The sequence below is a fragment of the Niabella aquatica genome, from assembly GCF_054779315.1.
The window spans coordinates 17,622-37,297 of sequence record NZ_BAAGYM010000015.1; the positions used below are offsets into that span (position 1 = coordinate 17,622).

Annotated in this window: 18 protein-coding genes and 1 CRISPR repeat array; of the genes, 2 read left to right on the top strand and 16 right to left on the bottom strand. The window is 38.2% G+C overall.

All coding sequences use genetic code 11. From position 1 onward, the window contains the following. The first annotated feature begins 13 nt into the window (after positions 1–13). Positions 14–2,186: direct repeats of the CRISPR family, unit length 46 nt; unit sequence GTTGTGAATTGCTTTCAATTTCAAATTAACTTTGGTCTTTGACAAC. Positions 2,187–2,312: 126 nt separating this feature from the next. The 16 genes from cas2 to ACYVBM_RS12700 form a co-directional block, all read right to left on the bottom strand. Further along, positions 2,313–2,618 (bottom strand): CRISPR-associated endonuclease Cas2, encoded by a 306-nt coding sequence (gene cas2 / locus ACYVBM_RS12625; RefSeq protein WP_460686025.1) that lies wholly within the window; start codon positions 2,616–2,618, stop codon positions 2,313–2,315. Positions 2,619–2,652: 34 nt separating this feature from the next. Further along, positions 2,653–3,561 carry a type II CRISPR-associated endonuclease Cas1 gene (cas1, locus tag ACYVBM_RS12630; RefSeq protein ID WP_460686026.1) on the bottom strand — a complete coding sequence of 303 codons (909 nt, stop codon included), beginning with the start codon at positions 3,559–3,561 and terminating at the stop codon, positions 2,653–2,655. A 5-nt stretch (positions 3,562–3,566) separates the two neighbouring features. Then, complete coding sequence (locus ACYVBM_RS12635) at positions 3,567–4,163, bottom strand: transposase (RefSeq protein WP_460686027.1); 597 nt, start codon at positions 4,161–4,163, stop codon at positions 3,567–3,569. Between the two features lie 4 nt (positions 4,164–4,167). Continuing rightward, positions 4,168–8,568 (bottom strand): type II CRISPR RNA-guided endonuclease Cas9, encoded by a 4,401-nt coding sequence (gene cas9, locus ACYVBM_RS12640; protein WP_460686028.1) that lies wholly within the window; start codon positions 8,566–8,568, stop codon positions 4,168–4,170. A gap of 270 nt (positions 8,569–8,838) precedes the next feature. Further along, positions 8,839–9,108 (bottom strand): helix-turn-helix domain-containing protein, encoded by a 270-nt coding sequence (locus tag ACYVBM_RS12645; protein WP_460686029.1) that lies wholly within the window; start codon positions 9,106–9,108, stop codon positions 8,839–8,841. An 11-nt stretch (positions 9,109–9,119) separates the two neighbouring features. Continuing rightward, positions 9,120–9,500: a hypothetical protein gene (locus ACYVBM_RS12650; protein WP_460686030.1), complete on the bottom strand. Its 381-nt coding sequence runs from the start codon at positions 9,498–9,500 to the stop codon at positions 9,120–9,122. Positions 9,501–9,786: 286 nt separating this feature from the next. After that, entirely contained in the window at positions 9,787–10,239 is a 453-nt protein-coding gene (locus tag ACYVBM_RS12655) for a helix-turn-helix domain-containing protein (protein WP_460686031.1), read from the bottom strand. Between the two features lie 95 nt (positions 10,240–10,334). Beyond that, positions 10,335–10,691, bottom strand: coding sequence for a DUF3157 family protein (locus tag ACYVBM_RS12660; protein ID WP_460686032.1), 357 nt, complete (start codon positions 10,689–10,691; stop codon positions 10,335–10,337). 141 nt (positions 10,692–10,832) lie between these two features. Further along, positions 10,833–11,984, bottom strand: coding sequence for a DUF4236 domain-containing protein (locus tag ACYVBM_RS12665; RefSeq protein WP_460686033.1), 1,152 nt, complete (start codon positions 11,982–11,984; stop codon positions 10,833–10,835). A 120-nt stretch (positions 11,985–12,104) separates the two neighbouring features. Continuing rightward, positions 12,105–13,067: a DUF4407 domain-containing protein gene (locus tag ACYVBM_RS12670; protein ID WP_460686034.1), complete on the bottom strand. Its 963-nt coding sequence runs from the start codon at positions 13,065–13,067 to the stop codon at positions 12,105–12,107. Continuing rightward, positions 13,064–13,591, bottom strand: a complete 528-nt coding sequence (locus ACYVBM_RS12675) for a hypothetical protein (protein ID WP_460686035.1) — start codon at positions 13,589–13,591, stop codon at positions 13,064–13,066. Before ACYVBM_RS12675 ends, ACYVBM_RS12670 begins: the two co-directional genes overlap by 4 nt. A gap of 78 nt (positions 13,592–13,669) precedes the next feature. Beyond that, the gene (locus tag ACYVBM_RS12680; RefSeq protein ID WP_460686036.1) at positions 13,670–13,942 is read right to left on the bottom strand and encodes an HNH endonuclease; all 273 of its coding nucleotides are present in this window, start codon (positions 13,940–13,942) and stop codon (positions 13,670–13,672) included. Beyond that, positions 13,932–15,044: a type I restriction endonuclease gene (locus ACYVBM_RS12685; RefSeq protein WP_460686037.1), complete on the bottom strand. Its 1,113-nt coding sequence runs from the start codon at positions 15,042–15,044 to the stop codon at positions 13,932–13,934. Before ACYVBM_RS12685 ends, ACYVBM_RS12680 begins: the two co-directional genes overlap by 11 nt. Before the next feature lie 117 nt (positions 15,045–15,161). After that, complete coding sequence (locus tag ACYVBM_RS12690) at positions 15,162–15,674, bottom strand: thermonuclease family protein (protein ID WP_460686038.1); 513 nt, start codon at positions 15,672–15,674, stop codon at positions 15,162–15,164. A 66-nt stretch (positions 15,675–15,740) separates the two neighbouring features. Beyond that, positions 15,741–16,679 (bottom strand): hypothetical protein, encoded by a 939-nt coding sequence (locus tag ACYVBM_RS12695; protein ID WP_460686039.1) that lies wholly within the window; start codon positions 16,677–16,679, stop codon positions 15,741–15,743. Positions 16,680–16,815: 136 nt separating this feature from the next. After that, a complete protein-coding gene (locus tag ACYVBM_RS12700) occupies positions 16,816–17,013 on the bottom strand; it encodes a hypothetical protein (RefSeq protein ID WP_460686040.1) in 198 nt (65 codons plus the stop codon). A gap of 416 nt (positions 17,014–17,429) precedes the next feature. Between ACYVBM_RS12700 and ACYVBM_RS12705 the strand changes: the two genes are divergently transcribed. Both ACYVBM_RS12705 and ACYVBM_RS12710 read left to right on the top strand, forming a co-directional pair. Beyond that, the gene (locus ACYVBM_RS12705; RefSeq protein WP_460686041.1) at positions 17,430–18,953 is read left to right on the top strand and encodes a tetratricopeptide repeat-containing sensor histidine kinase; all 1,524 of its coding nucleotides are present in this window, start codon (positions 17,430–17,432) and stop codon (positions 18,951–18,953) included. After that, complete coding sequence (locus ACYVBM_RS12710) at positions 18,950–19,636, top strand: response regulator transcription factor (RefSeq protein ID WP_460686042.1); 687 nt, start codon at positions 18,950–18,952, stop codon at positions 19,634–19,636. Before ACYVBM_RS12705 ends, ACYVBM_RS12710 begins: the two co-directional genes overlap by 4 nt. The last annotated feature ends 40 nt before the right edge of the window (positions 19,637–19,676 follow it).

Sequence of the window (19,676 nt, forward strand, 5' to 3'; positions counted from 1 at the left end):
GTTTCAATAATAGGTTGTGAATTGCTTTCAATTTCAAATTAACTTTGGTCTTTGACAACGGATTCCACAGACTTATAATGTGTCTACGTGTTGTGAATTGCTTTCAATTTCAAATTAACTTTGGTCTTTGACAACTTGTCAAATCTGCAGGATTAGAAGCTATCAGGTTGTGAATTGCTTTCAATTTCAAATTAACTTTGGTCTTTGACAACTCCATTCTTCTACATTCCCTGCGGAATATGTTGTGAATTGCTTTCAATTTCAAATTAACTTTGGTCTTTGACAACTAGTCATTCCATATATCACAGAAGCGGGCGGTTGTGAATTGCTTTCAATTTCAAATTAACTTTGGTCTTTGACAACGTATGCCTTCAAGTGCATGAGCTGCAGGATGTTGTGAATTGCTTTCAATTTCAAATTAACTTTGGTCTTTGACAACTCAGCTACACCAATAGATGCAAGTCGTAGTGTTGTGAATTGCTTTCAATTTCAAATTAACTTTGGTCTTTGACAACGAATTAGTATTGTTAATCCGGAATTCCTGGTTGTGAATTGCTTTCAATTTCAAATTAACTTTGGTCTTTGACAACGCGCCAAATGCTGATCCAAAGCCTGCAGAGTTGTGAATTGCTTTCAATTTCAAATTAACTTTGGTCTTTGACAACGGGCCCTGTTTTCGTGTATCTGCTCAAAAGGTTGTGAATTGCTTTCAATTTCAAATTAACTTTGGTCTTTGACAACAACTTTGTCGTACAGTTTAATCTTTTTGGTGTTGTGAATTGCTTTCAATTTCAAATTAACTTTGGTCTTTGACAACGGCTTCCCATCTAACACATCTACCATCTCAGTTGTGAATTGCTTTCAATTTCAAATTAACTTTGGTCTTTGACAACGTAGTACCGTTTGCCTGCTTAATCCGGCGTGTTGTGAATTGCTTTCAATTTCAAATTAACTTTGGTCTTTGACAACAGTCAAATAATCACATTTGAAGCGAAACTGGTTGTGAATTGCTTTCAATTTCAAATTAACTTTGGTCTTTGACAACGCCAGTGATAGTACCACCAAGAGTTTTTTGGTTGTGAATTGCTTTCAATTTCAAATTAACTTTGGTCTTTGACAACAAAATTTAATCCAATGACTGGCTAACATGCGTTGTGAATTGCTTTCAATTTCAAATTAACTTTGGTCTTTGACAACTCGGTCAATACATCATTGACGCAGTACATGGTTGTGAATTGCTTTCAATTTCAAATTAACTTTGGTCTTTGACAACCGATTCTAAATACGATTCTGATTCAGAATGTTGTGAATTGCTTTCAATTTCAAATTAACTTTGGTCTTTGACAACTAAAAGCTTTTTCGAGCTCATAGTCTTCCCAGTTGTGAATTGCTTTCAATTTCAAATTAACTTTGGTCTTTGACAACGGTGACGGTCTGTCTATAAGTGCCCAAATAGGTTGTGAATTGCTTTCAATTTCAAATTAACTTTGGTCTTTGACAACGGTTTTCCTTAAGACCTTTTTAAACAGCTTGTTGTGAATTGCTTTCAATTTCAAATTAACTTTGGTCTTTGACAACTAATGCCTGATTGTGTTATTAACCCATGGCGTTGTGAATTGCTTTCAATTTCAAATTAACTTTGGTCTTTGACAACCATTCTCTTCGAATTCTTTATAATCCATCAGTTGTGAATTGCTTTCAATTTCAAATTAACTTTGGTCTTTGACAACACGATTCTAAATACGATTCTGATTCAGAATGTTGTGAATTGCTTTCAATTTCAAATTAACTTTGGTCTTTGACAACACGATGGCGTCAGTGAAGAAGTTCCCATTAGTTGTGAATTGCTTTCAATTTCAAATTAACTTTGGTCTTTGACAACGAGCTTACAATGACGGAAGCAGCAGCACTAGTTGTGAATTGCTTTCAATTTCAAATTAACTTTGGTCTTTGACAACTGTCCTCATGTATGGCAAACCCAAAAACGGGTTGTGAATTGCTTTCAATTTCAAATTAACTTTGGTCTTTGACAACTAAAGTTTGCAAATAGTCAACCACCGGATGGTTGTGAATTGCTTTCAATTTCAAATTAACTTTGGTCTTTGACAACGTTGGGTAAGATAAAAAGTCGGTTCTACTTGTTGTGAATTGCTTTCAATTTCAAATTAACTTTGGTCTTTGACAACGCGTTTTGACCAAACCCTTAACAGCAAAGGATTTCAGGTTGTCAACAGCATAAAAAAACGGGCTAAATCGCCCGTTTTTTTATCGTATTTCCTCCTTTTTATATAAACCAATCGACTCTTTTCATATCAAAATAATTCTAATTGCTGTGCCGGCACCAGGGCTTCTGCTGCTTCCTTACCGTTAAATATCTCCATTTGTCCGAATTGCTTGTCGGTAATGCACATAATGCCGATATGGCCCTTTTGTGGCAGGATCTTTTTTACTCTTTGTACATGCACTTCAGCATTTTCACGGCTCATGCAATGACGGATGTACATGCTGAACTGGAACATATTAAACCCGTCGTCCAGTATCTGCTTCCGGAATTTCGCGTAACGTTTGCGGTCCGCTTTGGTTTCGGTAGGCATGTCGAACATAACAATCACCCACATAATCCGATAAGCATTTAACCGTTCAAAATTCATTTTAACTGAATGACGATGGCAGAACAGGATACAACAGCTTACGGCTGTTCCCTTCAAAACATTTGGCCAGGCTTGCCGTGGTACGTTGTACCGCGTTCATCAACGGACTTTTCTCTTCGCCAATCATTACATCCATAGCCGGAATACTTAACAGCTGCTGCTTCATGGAAGGGGTCATTTCCAAAAATTTGCCGTTTGTGCGCACTATTTCCCACACTACTTTATCCACATAAGGCCGGTAAGGCTCCATGATATCATCTGCCAGGCAATAGGCATTGTACTGGTTACGGTGAAAAATGCCCAGGGTAGGCAATAACCCGCTGCCAATTAAATTTCTCGCGACTATAGCCCGCAGAACAGCGTATCCATAATTCAATAAATTGTTCGGCGGCTCTCCTTCCCGGAATCGCTTGAAGCCGGGGAACAGGGGAAATACATTTTTCCAGTAATAGTTGGCCGCCTGGGCCTCGCAATTATCCGCATCCCCGCTTTTTACCCGGGCGGCCAGGTTCAGCAATATTTTGTTAGCAATACGATATTGGGCCAGCAAATGAGCCTGGTTGGTAATTTTAGCTATTACGGTTTGCTGCCATAGTTGTTTTTTCAGCGGTACCGAAGCCTCTATCTGCAGCTGGAAGCGCTGGCTTTGTAGCGTATGCCCGTCTAAGTTCAACATCAGTCCGGTAGGCAGGTGAATATCATCGCAGGTGATCAATGCCACATTATTGGCCAGCAATTTGGCAATAACGCTGTGCGTAATAGTGATCTGCTGATGGTCTAAGATCAGCACTCCTATATCTTCGATAGCGGCTGTTTTTACCTCGCCGGTATCGGCCAGCTCTACCAAAAGTTGTTCGTTTTTGGTTTTGAGATAAGCCGGGTTGCCGAAGTATAGGGTGCGTTTGATCATATAGCTTAAATTAGGTCGTTCTCCAGTTTCTTATATTCCTCGAAATAGATTTGCTTGTCTTGATGTAAGGTATTGTATTGTTCGAGATTTGTAAATAGCTGTTCTGTTAACCCAGGATAGGTATTGGGGAATGTCTTCCATGAGTTCCAGGGCCAACTGCTCATTTCTTTTACGAACCCATGTTTAACAGGGTTAAGATGAATGTACAGAATCAGACTACGCAAATAAGCATCATCGGTCACCTCCTTCCTTTTAAAATTCTTTATAAATAAAGAGCCACGTCTCTTATAAACTTTATTAAACGATTGAGTATAACTGCTGAAAAAATTAGAAAACTGTTTACTTAAAAAAGCGCTGCGCTGCTCAAACTTTTCTAAAGTTCCGAACTTTAGAAAAGTTGATGCTACCGCTTCTTCGCTTTTTATTTTTACCAGCAGATGAAAATGGTTCGGCATCAGGCACCAGGCAATGGTTTCAGCTATTGGGTCAATATGCTGATGATATTTCTTTTTAAAGAAATTGTAGTTTTCTTCTTCCCGAAATAGATTATCATCGCCATTGGCGTGGTTATAGATGTGATAATATGTTGAAAAAAGAAGCATGAGTTTATGCTTTTGAAACGTTGCCTAATCTATCCACGTCAAGTTTGAAACATAGCTCTTTATCTTTTATAAATTCAATTTTGTTCAATTGCGTATATTCAAATTTATTCACAATAACGGTTGCTACAGATACGGGAACAGCATATAGCCGGTTCCCAGTGAAACTAACGATTTTATAAATCCTGTTTACTTGCTCTTTCGACAACTTACTGAAATCTATCCCATGATCTCCTTCCTTTTCGTCTTCTGTAGGCACATACACCAAATCATTAGGAGATAAGTAGAATAATAACTGATGTCCTTTTTCATTAGTATCAGGCACAGAGCCTAAACCTTGCTTTTGTCTTTCGATAACAATATTCAATGGAATCGTATCATAGGATCTTTTTCCATCATTATCTGCATAAACGGCAAAAAACAGGTTCGTCCCTTTTGCCGCTTCAACATATTTGTGCTTCTTATTACCTGTTTCTCCAAGCGCAAACTTGCTTCCCAACTCAAAAATGCGGGCTTTATAAATAGGCTGATGCGCCTTACCGTCATTAAATTGAGCTATATTTTTATTCATTTCCTCTAACCCCTCCGGTGAAAATGCAATTTCTGGGTTATTACCTTTGAAATCGAGGTAGTTTTTCAATATCTTTTGAATGCCTGTATCAGTTATAGATTCAATGATTTTCAAATCAAATGAAGAATCGACATTCTTTCTTGTTGCCGTAAGCATCTTTCCTTTAGGAACTTTTATCCGTGGTAAATCAATTTTTCCGGAAACAGTGTCCTTATGCATCGGTTTGCGGATAGCCCAACTATCTCCTTTGGTTTGAGAAACAAGCTCACTGGTTATCTTTCCATTTTTTTCTACAAACTTCTCATATTTATTACTCGTTTTGTTGATAACACGAACGTTTTGTTTAAAGCTCACCACTATTTTGCCCAATTGAGCTTTGGTATCTTGCGTAAAGGTTTCCCACGGTTTTAAATAGTCTTTTGGCACTCGCTTTTCTATTTTCTCTTCAGACTTGATCCAAACATCATTATCAGCCTTCTTCCACTTGGATACTTCAATCGTTTCCATTTTACGAAGTTTTTGTGCAAGCCCCATCTGAAGGTGATATTTTTGAGATTTGGCATTTTCATTGTTCAGGTATTGAATATGCTCCCTGGTTGCACAGGCAATCACCAAGGCATCTAATGCATGATGTCGATGGTCGATACGCTTTTTTTGAAAACCTTTGGACAATTCCAATGGTACAGTTGGAATAGTTTTTCCTTCAGTATTTTTGGATGTAAACTGGTCTGAGTCGGACAACTGGTTCATTCTTTCAAACCGTGGAAGTATCAATTCATTCCAAATATCATTCAATCCCCAATCCTGACGAAGTGTTTGGGTGATCTTACCATTACCGGGCAGTACATTTTTACTTCTGAATTCTTCATCCTTTCCGCCCTCATTACGTACAGTATTTGACAATATATTAGAAATAAATTTACTGGTGTAACGTGTATCATTCAGTTGCCGCTCAATCATGGCATCAGGAATTTCTTCAAGTAAAAGTTTTCTTTTCTTGGACTGGTTTTTGGAATAATGATTTTTGACAAAATCTTTATACTCCGATTCTGTAAGCACTTTAAATTGCTTATCGCCATCCTGTACAATTTCGCCAGAATGTTTTTTTATAAATGCAAGCCCCAGTTGTTTATCCTTCAGTTTATTAACTGCCGATTCACAAATAATTTTATTGCTAAAGCTATCATCAAAATATCGCGACTGCGGAATGATATGTTCTATTTCATATTCAGATGTAAATAGTTTACCCAACGGAATTATTTTGCCTGTGTAAGGCGACCGGTAACGCTGTTCCAGCCACAACTTGTATCGCTGCAATTCAGATCTGGATGGTTGTGCTGTTTTGCTGATCTTTAAAATATCATCCGGCACATCGTAGGTACTCAAAGCCCCGTCTTCAAATATTTTCAACGCTTCCTGTTGCATTGGTGAATGAGGACGTACATTTTCAACATTCAGTTTACCGTCTGAATTTTCTTTTAACTCAATCAAAAGCTCTTTCAATCTTAAGTTGGTCGCTTCATTATCAGAAACGATAGCAGTCAATCGTTTTCTCTCTTCGGCAGTATTACGCATTTCGCGGCCGAGTTCTACGTGAATTTCATTGAAAAAATCTTTTTTACCGCTGCCGTATTTCTCCCAAATATCTCCCACCACACGCAAAGTTTCCATCACTACCTGCTCAACAATCGGATTGCGTAATGAGTGTTGTTTGAATTCTTCCAGATATTTTTTAAGCTCTTCTATTGATTGCCATTTGCCCGTAATTTCAGCTTCTGAATGCCGGTCATAAACTACATATTGTGCCAGCCATAGCGGTAATCCCTGAAAATCGATTTCCGTTTGCAATTGATTTTGAACTGCTTTCTCACGTACCCGGTTTTTGATGGTTTCGTCAAACTCTCCATTTATTATGTTCGCAATTCTTTTTTGCGTTGGCAGGTCTATATTTTTCCAATTCCAATATTTGCCGGTACGCATTAAAGGCAACAGTTTTTTAATCGCCTTTTCAGAAAAAGAACCATACTCACTTTTAAACGGCGGAAATTTTCTGAAATTTTCGACAAAAGAATTTTCGTCTAGATGATGTTTAGCAGCAAAGGAGTGCAATGCTTTTTCAAATTCAACTTTATCTGTAACTGAATAAATGAGATGCCATAATTGAAGCTCTTTTTCCGTAGTGAGAAAATCATCAGGAATATTTTCAACTTTGGCCAATCTTCTCCGTAACTCATACCCTGTTTCGTTCATCGGATATTTTTTCGATTCATCCTTTTCGTTATCATACACGTAATTCCAACGGTATTTCGAAATTTCTGTCGTCAAATTTTTTCCTTTCAAACCCTGCGGTTCCAATAAATATTTGATAATATTTTTATGATCAACCTCTTTTTGTTGCATCAGAAAATCAAATAAGCGAACCCTATCTTCATCACTATTAATATAAATTTGCGTAACATCCGCCTCATCTTCCCGTCTAAAAATTTTCAGGTTATACATCCATTGCCAAATGCGAAATTCCTGATATAACGGATGCGATTTCGGAATGGCTTTCAGGTATTCCTTCTTATCAAATTCTTTTCCGTCTTTACCTTTTGCTTTATGAACGCGGTACTCCAGGGCGCAATTGTTGATGGATGACTTTTGGCTTTTTAAAGGACGCTGATAAAAAATAATATCATTCACAAACAAATGCACAAAGTCCCGTTTACTCAATTGTATTTGATGCACTTCATTATTTCGATATAATTCCCTGACGCAATCACTGTATAAATCATCGGTAAATAATTCCGACTGTAGTTCAATTTGTTTTTTAAGTATAGTTTCCAGTTCTTCCTTATAAAACTTACGTTCTATTGTACGGACTAATTTGCCTTTTATTTTTTGTTTAGGATTGAGCAGTAAGTTTTCGTATATATAAGTGCCGACGGTTTTACCGGAGTGTTCAATATCCTGTTCTGTTTTCTTCTTAATCAATGTCCAGTCTTCCTCACCAGGCGCACGAAAACTTCTTCTTTCGTTCCCTTCTTTATCCGTTTTTACAGAGCCATCATCGTTTAGTTCTGTCGTTACAATAAAATCCCTGATTTTATTATTCCAGTCATATAAATCAATTTTACTCGATCGCCTGTAAATCCACCCGTTTTCCAAATGTATAGAATACCATATCTCTCCTTTCCTGTTAACCTCCGGATCAGGAACCACGTCCACCACCTTTAAGGAATAAAATTCTACCAGTTTATTGGCTTTTTCTTCCTCCTCTTCACCACGCAGTTGATAGTATCCACGTTTTTGGTTGAAATTCAAGATAAGCCATGCTAATTCTTCTTTACTTATTTTATGGGTAATGGCTTTTTTACGCAGGTAATAAATCGTCCAGTCATAAGGTGTTTTAATATCCTGGCCGTTGGCTTTAAAATCTTCCAGCATTTCATGGAAAGATTGCTGAAAAAGGAATTCAAATTTTCCTTCTTTATTTTTCTTCCAGGCAATTTTGGGCTCCGTTTCCTCCACAAACTGCCCCAACCTGTTTTCAAAATCAAGCTCATTCGCGTAATGTTCGGGTAAAAAACCAAGCACATTCAATACCCGGTGCAGGCGGTAACGGCGTAATAAATGGCGTTCCCGCAGACGGCGTGTACTTCTGAATCTTGTTCTGTCTGCAGTTTGGGATACAGAATTTCCTTTCCCGAATTCATCTTTAATATCCTGTGTCATTGGAATAATCCGGCTGCCCATTCCGAGTATTTTTCCTTCTTTATTTTCGAAATCGTTCTGGATAAGTGCCCACCCTATTGAGTTGGCTCCCAAATCAAGTCCAAGAATCGTTTTGCTCATAACAGTATCAATTTATTGCCAATAAAATTAAGATTAAATATTACTGTTGTTTACGGGTTTCCGTATTGATTAATAAAAACACTGTTTTATATTTGTACCTGAAAGCAATTCACAATAAGGATTATTCCGTTGTGAAAACATTTAGCGCCTCGCCTATCTGCGGGGCATTTTTATTTCACCCCCAAAACGCGAAACGCCCCGTTCCCGGAGCGTTGATCCCCGGGCGTTATCCGGGAGCTGTTCTGTAAATTCAATGTGTATTTATTTTCTCTACGAGGCTTTCCTCACTTCAATAATGGGCGCACCCAATTCGGCCTCCAGTTTGGCAATTGTTTTCAGTGTAAGGTTGTGATTTCCCTTTAACCATTTATTAATTTCTGATGGCTTCTTATTCATGCGCTCGGCAAGCTCCTTCTGTGTATAGCCTTTTTGCTGCAGCAGCTCATTAACACGCACGACAATATCCGTATATTGTCGAACAAAAATGCGCACTTCTTCCTGGGTTTCCTCCTGTATCCTTTTTGCAACCTTGCTTTTCATTTTAATTGAATTTATAAAATAATTTCACCGCTGTTATCGGATGCTATTAATTTCCGGTTCTTTATATCAACAATTATTTCCCCGGTACTTATTGCTTCTTCTATACGTTTTGCAAACCGACAGGCTTCCCTCCATTTGATATTTAAACTGCCGCTTTGTTGATTAGTTTGAGCTGATTTTATACCTCCATTAAACAACACCACCAGATCTTTCCGGTCTTTGATTCTTAAAGCATAAAGGCGAAGCGGAAAACCCGAATAACAAAATACAATTTCACCAACCCGTACTTTACTTATATTAGGCAACCCTACTACTTCATTCTCAAACCTGTTAAATAAAACATCAATAGCACCATGATCATCGCCAATACTATCCAGTATAAAACTCAACAACTGCTGAACAGCCGGCTTATATTCCGGTAACTGATCATATTTATTAAAGAATTGATCTGTTTCACTTTCTCCGGCATCGCTTTTACGAACCGTATAAAAAGTGCATTTTAATCCTTCATCATCTCATACTTCTAATGCAAAGGTATTCACTTATAAGTTAATTAACAAGGTTAGCAATCTTTTTTAAAGAGATTTTATTTAAACAATTGGTGTTGAACGTGTTTTATTTGTAGTACAGGGCCAGCAACGTGATCATTTTCGAATCTTGAGAAAGGTTTTCCTCCGATTATTTCTTTTCAATCAATTGCTCCAGCTTCGCCATCATCTCATCCTTTTCCTTCAACATGCGTTCATAAAGCGCCATTTTTTCATCATGCATTTTTAAAACAGCTTCAATTGGATTGAAAACAGGATGATGATTAAAAAATGCAGGCTGTTGACAATTCTCAAAAGTAGCATTGTTGGAAATCAGATTAATTGCCTGCTCCTCATCAAAATTCTGAAAAGCCTCCACGGGTATTTTTAAAGCCTCAGCAATCTGTTGCAGTAAGGGAACATCAATTGTTTCCTTTTGCTCCAATAAAGATATTTTCTGCTGGTTCCATGTTCCTTCGCTATGCTCAGGACAGGCTCTGCCCAGCTCGTAAGCCAATGCATCCTGTTTTATGCCCAGCATTTCGCGGAAGCGTTTTACATTTCGTCCTTCGTGTATCTTGTTAGGGTGTGCAGCAGAGTTCATAGGCAAATTTAAGCGTTATAAGTATATTAGTTAATACTATAAAGTTACAAAAAATGCAGGCTCTGCGCTTCCAAATCCTTAAAAAATATTTCCTCTCAATTACAATAACTCCTGTCCACATATACTTTACTACCTCCAGCAGTGTAATAATAACAGCCGCCTCTTGGCCCGCGGTAATAAACACGGCCACCAGCAGATTTGCGGGTTGTGGTTTTCTTTTTAACGGTACCGCTTTTTTTACTGCTGCTAACAACGCCAGAACTATAGGAGGAATTATCGGTATCTGAACTGCGCGAAGAAGTGGAAGGCGAGCTGCTGTACTCCCAGGTGTAGTCGTTGTACAGCTTTACAGTAGCACCGTCTGTAGTTTTCATTACGTGCTTTACTGCCCTTTGGGCGCAGGAAACCTGGGTGAAAAATGATAGCAGTAGTAATATAAAAATCCGATTCATTATATATAGTATTATATTTTGCTTTATACAAATTTATATGCGGGTAGCATGTTGCTTTTACGGGAAACTGCAACAGAGAATATGTTTGTTCGGGTAGGAAAGCCGAAGATCCCATCAGAGCGGAAACTTCTGTTTCATCATTCAAATATTTCGTAACGTTTTGATTGCATGCTGGTAATTCAAAAATGCGTTGGCAAAGGTTTCTGCATATTCATAATTACTGAATTCATATTCCTCATTTAATCCGGTTGGAGTTTGAAGCGAAATGTTACCATAACGCACAATTGGTATTTCATAATTGTTTTTAAACCTTTTATCCGGAGTTCCATTTTTATTAACTTTAGCCCATGTTCTGTCGATAATTTTGCTGTCGTTTGGAACTGCTCCGGTCTCCACAAAGCGGACTGGTGTGAAATTAAACAATAGTTCATTCAGCCCTATGATTGCAAATTTCTGCCTTGACGAATACACAATAATAAAGTTTGGATAAAAGTATATGTCTGCTCCATTACCATTCTGAAAATATAGTGGATTAAAGTTTGACTTAATATCAGGAATTGCTTTTATGTCAAGCCGGACCATTTTTTTATTTACTATGGTTGATGCGGCAGATCTAGCAATAACTCTGTCTTGATTATAAGCACTTGTTACATCCCAAATTTTATTGGAAGTGCACAATCTTTTAAAACAGTCCACGACGCCACTATAGCTTTTTAGAAAATCGTCTTCAAACTCAAAATCAAGTCGAACCGCACTATTTTCAATTTCCTCCTGAATTTTAATAATTGCAATTTTTTGGCTGGAAATATTTTCCTTTATCTTTTGTGAAATCGACTTTTTGATCAGTCCATAAAGAAATAGATAACTAACCGTTAGTTTATTTTTTGATTTGGACAAGGCTCTTTGAACGTCCTGTAAATCGTTATTCAGTAATATTCTTTGTGCATGAGCTGCAAGTATGGCTTCCTTAACCCCTTGCATATCCTGGGAAGTAATTTCCTGAGGATCAGCACTAAAAATATTGTCAACCGCTAAATTGGGCGCATCATTTAATTGTGGCGCTGGTTGATTGTAGTTTTCCGGAGCTATATCTATACCGGGCTTATTGCTTCCAGAAAGTTTTTGCCTATTGTAAATACCTAATCCGGGAATGCCTGAGTTTAAATAAGCTCCTTTCTTACCTAAAGTTAAACTGGCGCCTTTAACACCAATAGATGTACTAATACCACTTTTACTAAAGTTTAAATGTACACCCGGGATTATTTTTATCCTCCGCCTGTAACTCCATGCCATAAAGTAAGAGTTTATTTTAATTGAATGCTATTGGCTATTGTCGTAATTATATTACCGCCTGATTGATTAGCTAATGCTGATTAAACATTTACCGGATAGTGATTTAATTTCCTTCTATTGCTATTTTACCAGTTGATCTAATGTTCTGATTTTTTGTTTTAATTGATGTTCCACAACCAGATCGTAGTCAGATTTGGTATCTCCAATCTTACTTACAACAACAAATAATTCCAAAAACATTAAAAAACCGAAGAGAATCAGGTAGAAGAAAAGGGCGACTTTTCGTTCCGCCAAAATTTCTATAATTGCATTTAGTTCTTCAAGAAAACCCTGTTTAGTTTTTAACTCCTGCCTCAAAGTCGTTTCTGCCTGCATTTTACGTTGTGTATATGCTTCCTTTTGCTTTCGAAGCTCGTCTAAATGCTGGGTATTAACCTCTGCCTCTTTCACCTTTGGATTGGGAATTGGCGTAGTTGAAATAGTAGTTTGAGGTCTGGTAATACTACTTCCGTCTGCTTGCTTCATTTGTGTCGTTGTGGTTGTTCTGGAAACTGTAGGGATAGTTGGACGTCTGGATATCTCGTCATAAAGTTCCAGGTTTTTCCGGTCCAGCGAATCTATTTCGATCTGCAACTCCTGTAGCTTTTTATCAATAATTGTTAAACGATTAGGTAATTGTTCATTCACCTGCCGGTCTACTATCTGGATCATTTTCTTCTCAATATCATCCTTGAAAATAATCTGGTCCAGAATAGCCGACCCCAGTATCGCCATAATAAAAGCAATAACAAAGCGGAACAAGCCGAGCCATTTATTTTTTCCCACAGTAAGGATAATCTGTCGCTCAATTTGTACAATGATAATAACAAAAATAACAGCAGCTATTATACATCCCCACCAGGGAGCACCTACATACCTTTGGGCAAATAAATACCCGATCAAGGCCCAAAGAATGATCAATATTAAAATCGCTGAAGAATATTTTTTTAGCTGCTTCCTGCTCGCCTCTGTACAGGTTCCCAATATCTCATAATTCCATCCGGTTATCAAGCAACCTGTTTTGGTCCACCAATTGATTTTCATAAACTGTTGTCAATTTTTAAGTTATGCAGAGATATGGAGGCCAACCCGCGGGTAAATCCTACTTCGTACGATTTAAAAATACCCATCATATATATTTCTTCTTTGTCCAAATCTTCTTTCATAGTTTGTAACTCTTCCAAATGCTTTTCGTAGGTGTTTCTTTTCGACTTTAGCAGTTCAACTATATCTGTTAAACCTGCCTGGCTACGGGAATGAATATGAAAATCTATCTCGCGTAGCATATCTTCATATTTCAAAAACACCTGCTTGAACTTTATTTCCAAATTGCTGCGCACGATTGCCAGGTTTGTTTCTTTGTAAGATTTATCTGGATTCGTTAAAGCATCATTGTACGCTTTATTTTCATAGTCTTCTTTCAAAAAGCCATAAATAATATCAATTGGCAATTTGGATCCAAATTCTACCGAATATGTGGAAGTGCTTTCCTCTGCCGGCTCCGAATCATCAATAAAATCTTCCTCTTTTATTTCAGGAAGTATTGTACTCCTTGTTTCGTCTGGCATCTGTATAGAAGTTGGTGCTTTCTTTTTGAAAAAGTTGAAAAGTCCCATTGTGTTAATTCTTTTTTTGCGTAAAAAATATTAAATGTATTTGAAGGGTATTTTATACCTGTAATGGCCCCGGCTATGGCAACTTTCACAAAGTGTGGTTAAGAGGCTATCGTTATAATCCCAGGGGTTGGCATGTTTTTGTAGTCGCTTTATATAATGATACTGTTTATGGTGAATATGCAGTTTTCCTTCTGACTTACCACATATAGTACATTGGTTATTGTCTCTGTGTAAAATGCGCTTTCTTTTCTCAATCCACCTCGGATCAAAAAGCTTTTCTCCATAATATACTTTATCTATCATTGGAGGCCTCCTCTGTTTCAATTTTTTGCTGATAGTTATTGATTGTCGCCAACAACTCTTTCCTGTATTTATAAATATCGTCAAGGGATGCTAATAGTCTTTTCTCCCCGTTGTCTTTTCCCTTATGAAAAAGCTCCAGGTACTTCTTGGTGTAATTGAAGTGTAACCTCGCCAGTGGTTTCCGGTTATTATCGTCCAGCAGAATACCAAAGTAAGATTGTGTATCTCTAAAAGCAATCCGCGCTGCCGATACCACTTCTCTTAAAATGGCTTTTATGATTTGTGACCCTTCTATTTCTTCTTCAGTAGTGATAAACTTAGGAGCATCAGTATTTTCATCAATAGGATCCATTTCCTCATTCTCCTGCCTGGAAGGAATTTTTTCATTGATGCTTAAAGCATTTTTCAGCCGGAAGCTGATAGACTCGCTGATGGAGTTAGATATGGCCCTTTTGGTATATTCTTTAAAAGTAACTAACCGGGATGCGGTCAACGGCTTCTCAAAGAACCTGTTTACCAAAAGTTTTACCAGGTCGTCTGACGGCTCCCCGAGCTCCTTCTCAAATTCATTACGTATAGCCTTAATGTATTTAAGCGCTTCTGCCGAATCTAAAATACTTTCGAGGCTGTAGCCATTCTTCGTAAACATTTCAAGTATCTTGATATTAGCGTCTTTCAGGTTGGAAAGGTCTAAAGTAAAGAAAGGCTTATCGTCCATAATGTTGGGCCGTTCCAGGTCTGCATAAAAATTATAAACATGGCCGTTGGTTAATACCCCAAACCTGGATTTGGAAACATGGTAGTACCTGTGCAACTGGGAGTTGTGCGCATCTGCATTCTCTTTCCAGTGTTTACACTCGATGATTAAAATGGGTTCATTGTCTTTCTTAATCACATAATCTATTTTCTCTCCTTTTTTGGTCCCTATATCACAGATAAATTCAGGAATAACTTCTGTTGGATTAAAAATATCGTAACCGATTATCTGTATAAACGGCATTACGAAAGCATTTTTGGTGGCTTCTTCAGTATTGATCTGGTCTTTTAATGCATCTACCCTCTGGTGCAGTTGTTCCAGCTTTAATTTTAAATCATTTTCCATATCGAGGACATTTATTTTAGCAGTAACTGATGCTAAAATAAACAAGCGCTACCCCAATAAATTACGGGAAACCGTAAACAGTAGTTTTTAGGAAAATAAAAGGCGGGTTAAATACTTTTATCTGCGCCGCCAGTTCCAGGGAGCAATAGGAGTTTTATCTGCCCAAAGTCCAACCCTCTTCTTCCTGGCTGCTACTTCAAGTGCTGCATAGGCGGTATCATCAGAATACCTTTTAAAATGCCAGGCCAGGCCGTTCTTTACCAGCTCTTTGTTAAGATTTCTGCCGTCTTTCAATATCACTTCGGCTATCAGTCTTTTATTCCGATCGTAATTATTGTTATGGATGAGCGAAATCTGTTTTCCAAAACACGCATCAGAAGCAAATTGCTTTGCTTTATTTCCAAAGGGTTGCTTCTTTTCGGGGCAATCTATATGTGCCAGCCTTATAACCTGTTCTTTGCCGTTCATGAACAATACAAAAGTGTCGTCGTCTTTTATGCCTATGACTTTGTAACCTGTCTGCTCACTATTACTCACTGTAGCATATAGGCCGGCACTGCTGTATCGATTGCCTGTCGGGTCTTTACAGGCAATAAACAATACCACTAGCAATATTGCATAACGTTTCATTTATTGGGCGTATTATACAAAAATGAATGAGCATTAAAAAGTGCAACAACAGGAAGGACAGTAGAATTACCTTTTCTGTGGAAGAATGTATTTATCAAACATAAATTTTGTCAAGGGCTTTAATCGTTTATGTGTATACACAGGGTGAAAACCAGTATCGGTGTAGTACTCTATCCGGCCATCTAATTTTATATAAGCCACCCGGCCAATGTCGTCTTTGGTTATAATTTCCGGACGAATGATCTTCTTCAGCCGGAACAGCTTTGCCGAATCCAGCTCAACCAGTAAAGTATCTCCTCTTTTGGGTGTACAGGGTGTGGGCTCATAATGATCGCCCGCCCAATACATACAATGGCCGGAGTTGTGTAACGGGGAGCCTGCAAAGATGCCCATTGGCAGCGTATTTCCTTTTTCCTTATAAATGAAAATACCGGCCAGTACCACGATGGCAATCATTACAGGAGTTGCTACTGTTTTAAAATTCAGCTTCTTTTTTACACGAACCAGTGCCGGCGCTTCAGGCAAGTATAGTTCATTTTGAGGTTTTGCTGACTGTCCAAATGACATTTCAGGTTCAGTATCGTTATTCTCCGGATCATGCGGATGTGTTCCTTCATCGATAATTTTTCCACCGGCTTCACCTGGGTTGTAAACCCTCCCCAGCTCAAAAGGCCTCGGGTTAAAATCGATCAGCCAGGCAATCAAATCTACATTTTTCTTCTTCGGTTCATTAACCCCTCCTTTTAAAAATTTAACCAGCGGTCTGAATTTATCAATGGAATGGTTTCTTATACATTGCAGTCCCTCGTCTCTATTGTTAAACTGCCCAAAGAAAGTTTTCAAAATAATAGCATCAGCGTGATTGTAAGGCTTTTCAAAAGCAGCCTCGCATTCGTCTCTTAGTTCAGCCGGGCTTGGGTGAGCTAATCTCGATGAAAGTGAGCCATTTTCCCGTTTAGTATTATAGCTCTGTAGTACAGCTTTGGTATAATCGATAAAAAGCATTTACAAAGATTATTCTCTAAAACTAACGGAATTTCCGGAATCCCGTAAACTTTACCGGAGCGAGCAAGAATTTACCGAAACTACCGGATCAATCTGTTAACCAGCACATTATCTCAATCGATCTTCGTTTTCGCAATCAGTTAAGAAAAAGCTCCCTTGCTAAGAGCACTACTGTACAGAACTGGTTGCCACGGGCATTGAAAGCGGTTGTAATTAACCGGCCTGGGAAGCGTTTAACGGCTTCCGCGATCGATGCCCCACCCCACTTCCCAAATGCGTAAGAAGCGCTTCTTACCGCACAACTAATCATCTGCGCCGGAACCGGTGGCAGCATTCATTTACTTTTTTAAATTCTAAAACAATGATAGAGTTAATACTTGCATTCTTGCTATCGTTATGGCCTGGCCATACACATAATACGGGAACAAATAATAATGGACAGATAACCATTATGAGTGATACAGGTGGGGAAACAGAACATATTCCTCCCACACCGCCATCATCACCCTCAAATCCTAAATAGTTGAATAGAAAAAATAAGGCAAGCTCAATTCTTGCCTTATTTTTAAGAAGTTAATACCAAAGCACAATATGTCATTATTTGACTTACTTTTAAGGTAAATAACTTTTGTGTCAAAACTGCCTTCTTTCCTAACAATACTCATTGCTATCTGCTATTTGCCCGCTTGTAATCAATCACATGAAGAAACTACAATTAGTACATCTGATGAATACAAAATAGGCGAATCATTGTTCAACAAAAAAAGCGATTCTGCATTTTACTATTTTAATAAAGCCGCTAATTCATCCAGAGATAGTTTGCAAATCGCCATGGCTTATACTTATATGGCAATTATCCAATCTGATGCAGGAGACTATTTTGGTAGTCAGGAAAACTTGCTCCAATCATTGAAATATTTGAATGAACACGAAGAAAAAGATCGCCATTGCCTTTTATCCAACTTTAATGAACTGGGTAGCACGAGCATGAATATGAAAAAATACGATGCAGCAATAGGCTATTATGACAAAGCATTGGAGTTTATAAAAGATGATAATCTCAAATTAGTTGCTTTGAGTAATAAAGCTGTATGCTATCAGAAAATGCAACAATATGAACAAGCCATTTCTTTATATCAATCTATCATCAAGCAGACTAAAAACAATAATAAGAGATACGCTCGAATTTTGTCTAATATGGCTTATACAAAGTGGCTACAGAACTCTGGTTATTATGCAGCTCCGGAATTGCTTGAAGCTCTATATGTCAAAGAGAATGAAAAAGACAACTGGGGCTTAAATGCCAGCTATGCGCATTTATCGGATTACTATACCCAATCAAGGCCCGGTTTAGCACTAATGTATGCTGCAAAAATGTATGATATTGCAAAACAGCTTAACAGCCCCGGTGATGAACTGGAAGGGCTTCAAAAATTAATCGTACTAAGTCCATCTAATTCGGTGAAAAGATATATTGCCCGTTACCTCTCACTAAACGACAGCTTGCAAACCGCCCGCAACAGCGCCAAAAACCAGTTTGCATTGATCCGTTATGAAACAGAAAAACATAAATCTCAAAACCTGGCACTTCAAAAGGAAAACGCAGAAAAAAAAGTCCGGATTGTAACACAGCAGGTGATGATTGGCGGGATAGTACTCTTTTCTTTTGCAGTGTTGTTCTGGTACAGGAAACAAAAGCAGCAAGCCCTTAAAGAGCAACAGCTAAAAACCTCGCAAAAAGTGCATGATGTAGTAGCAAACGGCTTATACCGGATAATGACCAGAATGGAATACCAGCCTGGAATAGAAAAGCAACAACTATTAGACGATATGGAAATTTTGTATGAGCAGTCGCGCGACATTTCTTATGAAACAATAGAAACGCCAAAGCAAAGCTTCAATAACGAGATAGCAGAATTGCTGAAATCCTTTTCTACCGAACATACAAGCATTTCTATTGTTGGCAATACCGCTCACATCTGGAACGGGCTGAACGAGAGTGCCCGGGCTGAGCTGAAGCGTGCATTGCAGGAACTGCTGGTGAATATGAAAAAGCACAGCGGAGCAAAGAACGCTGTGATAAGGTTTGAGGAAACCGGAAACGGGTTGAATATCCGGTATACAGATGACGGCAAGGGAGTTCCTGCAGATTTTAGGTATGGCAACGGTCTCAGGAATACGGAAACCCGTATCAAAAATATTGGCGGACAGTTTACTTTTACTCCCCCGTCAGCCGGGGGCTTAAACATTCAAATATTTATTCCGATTTCATGACCCGAATGATACAAAAAGTACTAATTGCCGAAGATCACGAAAGCACCAGCATTTCTGTGCAAAAAACACTGGAGGAACTGGGCATTGGGCATACAGATTATGTATATTATTGCGATGATGCATTACTTAAAATTAAAAAAGCTATTCAGTCGGGCAGTTCTTATGACCTGCTTATTACAGATCTCTATTTTGATAAAGATCACCGGCCACAGCAACTATCGGGAGGGGAGGCCCTCATTGAAGCAACGCAAAATGTACAACCTGATCTAAAAATACTGGTGTTCTCTGCTGAAAGCCGACCTGCTATTATTGAAAATTTGTTTAGCCAGCTGCAAATTGATGGCTATGTACGCAAAGCCCGGGGCGATGCTAAAGAATTATTAAAAGCCATCAGCAGTATGAATAATAATCAGCGTCATATGCCGGGACTTTTAGCAGATCAGGTGAAGTATAAAAAAGCACACGAGTTTACTCCGTTTGACACAACTATTTTATCTCTGATGGCTGAAGGAAAAAGACAGCAGGAAATTTCGGACTATTTGAAATCAAAAAAGATACAACCTTCAGGACTTAGCAGTATTGAAAAAAGATTGGGCCAGATAAAAGATGCGCTCGGTTTCTATACCAATGAGCAACTGATCGCGCATTGTGTAAAAATGGGCATTATAACTGTAAGCACCTAAAGATCATTTAAGGAAAACAAATGCTTGCAAGTAACCTGTA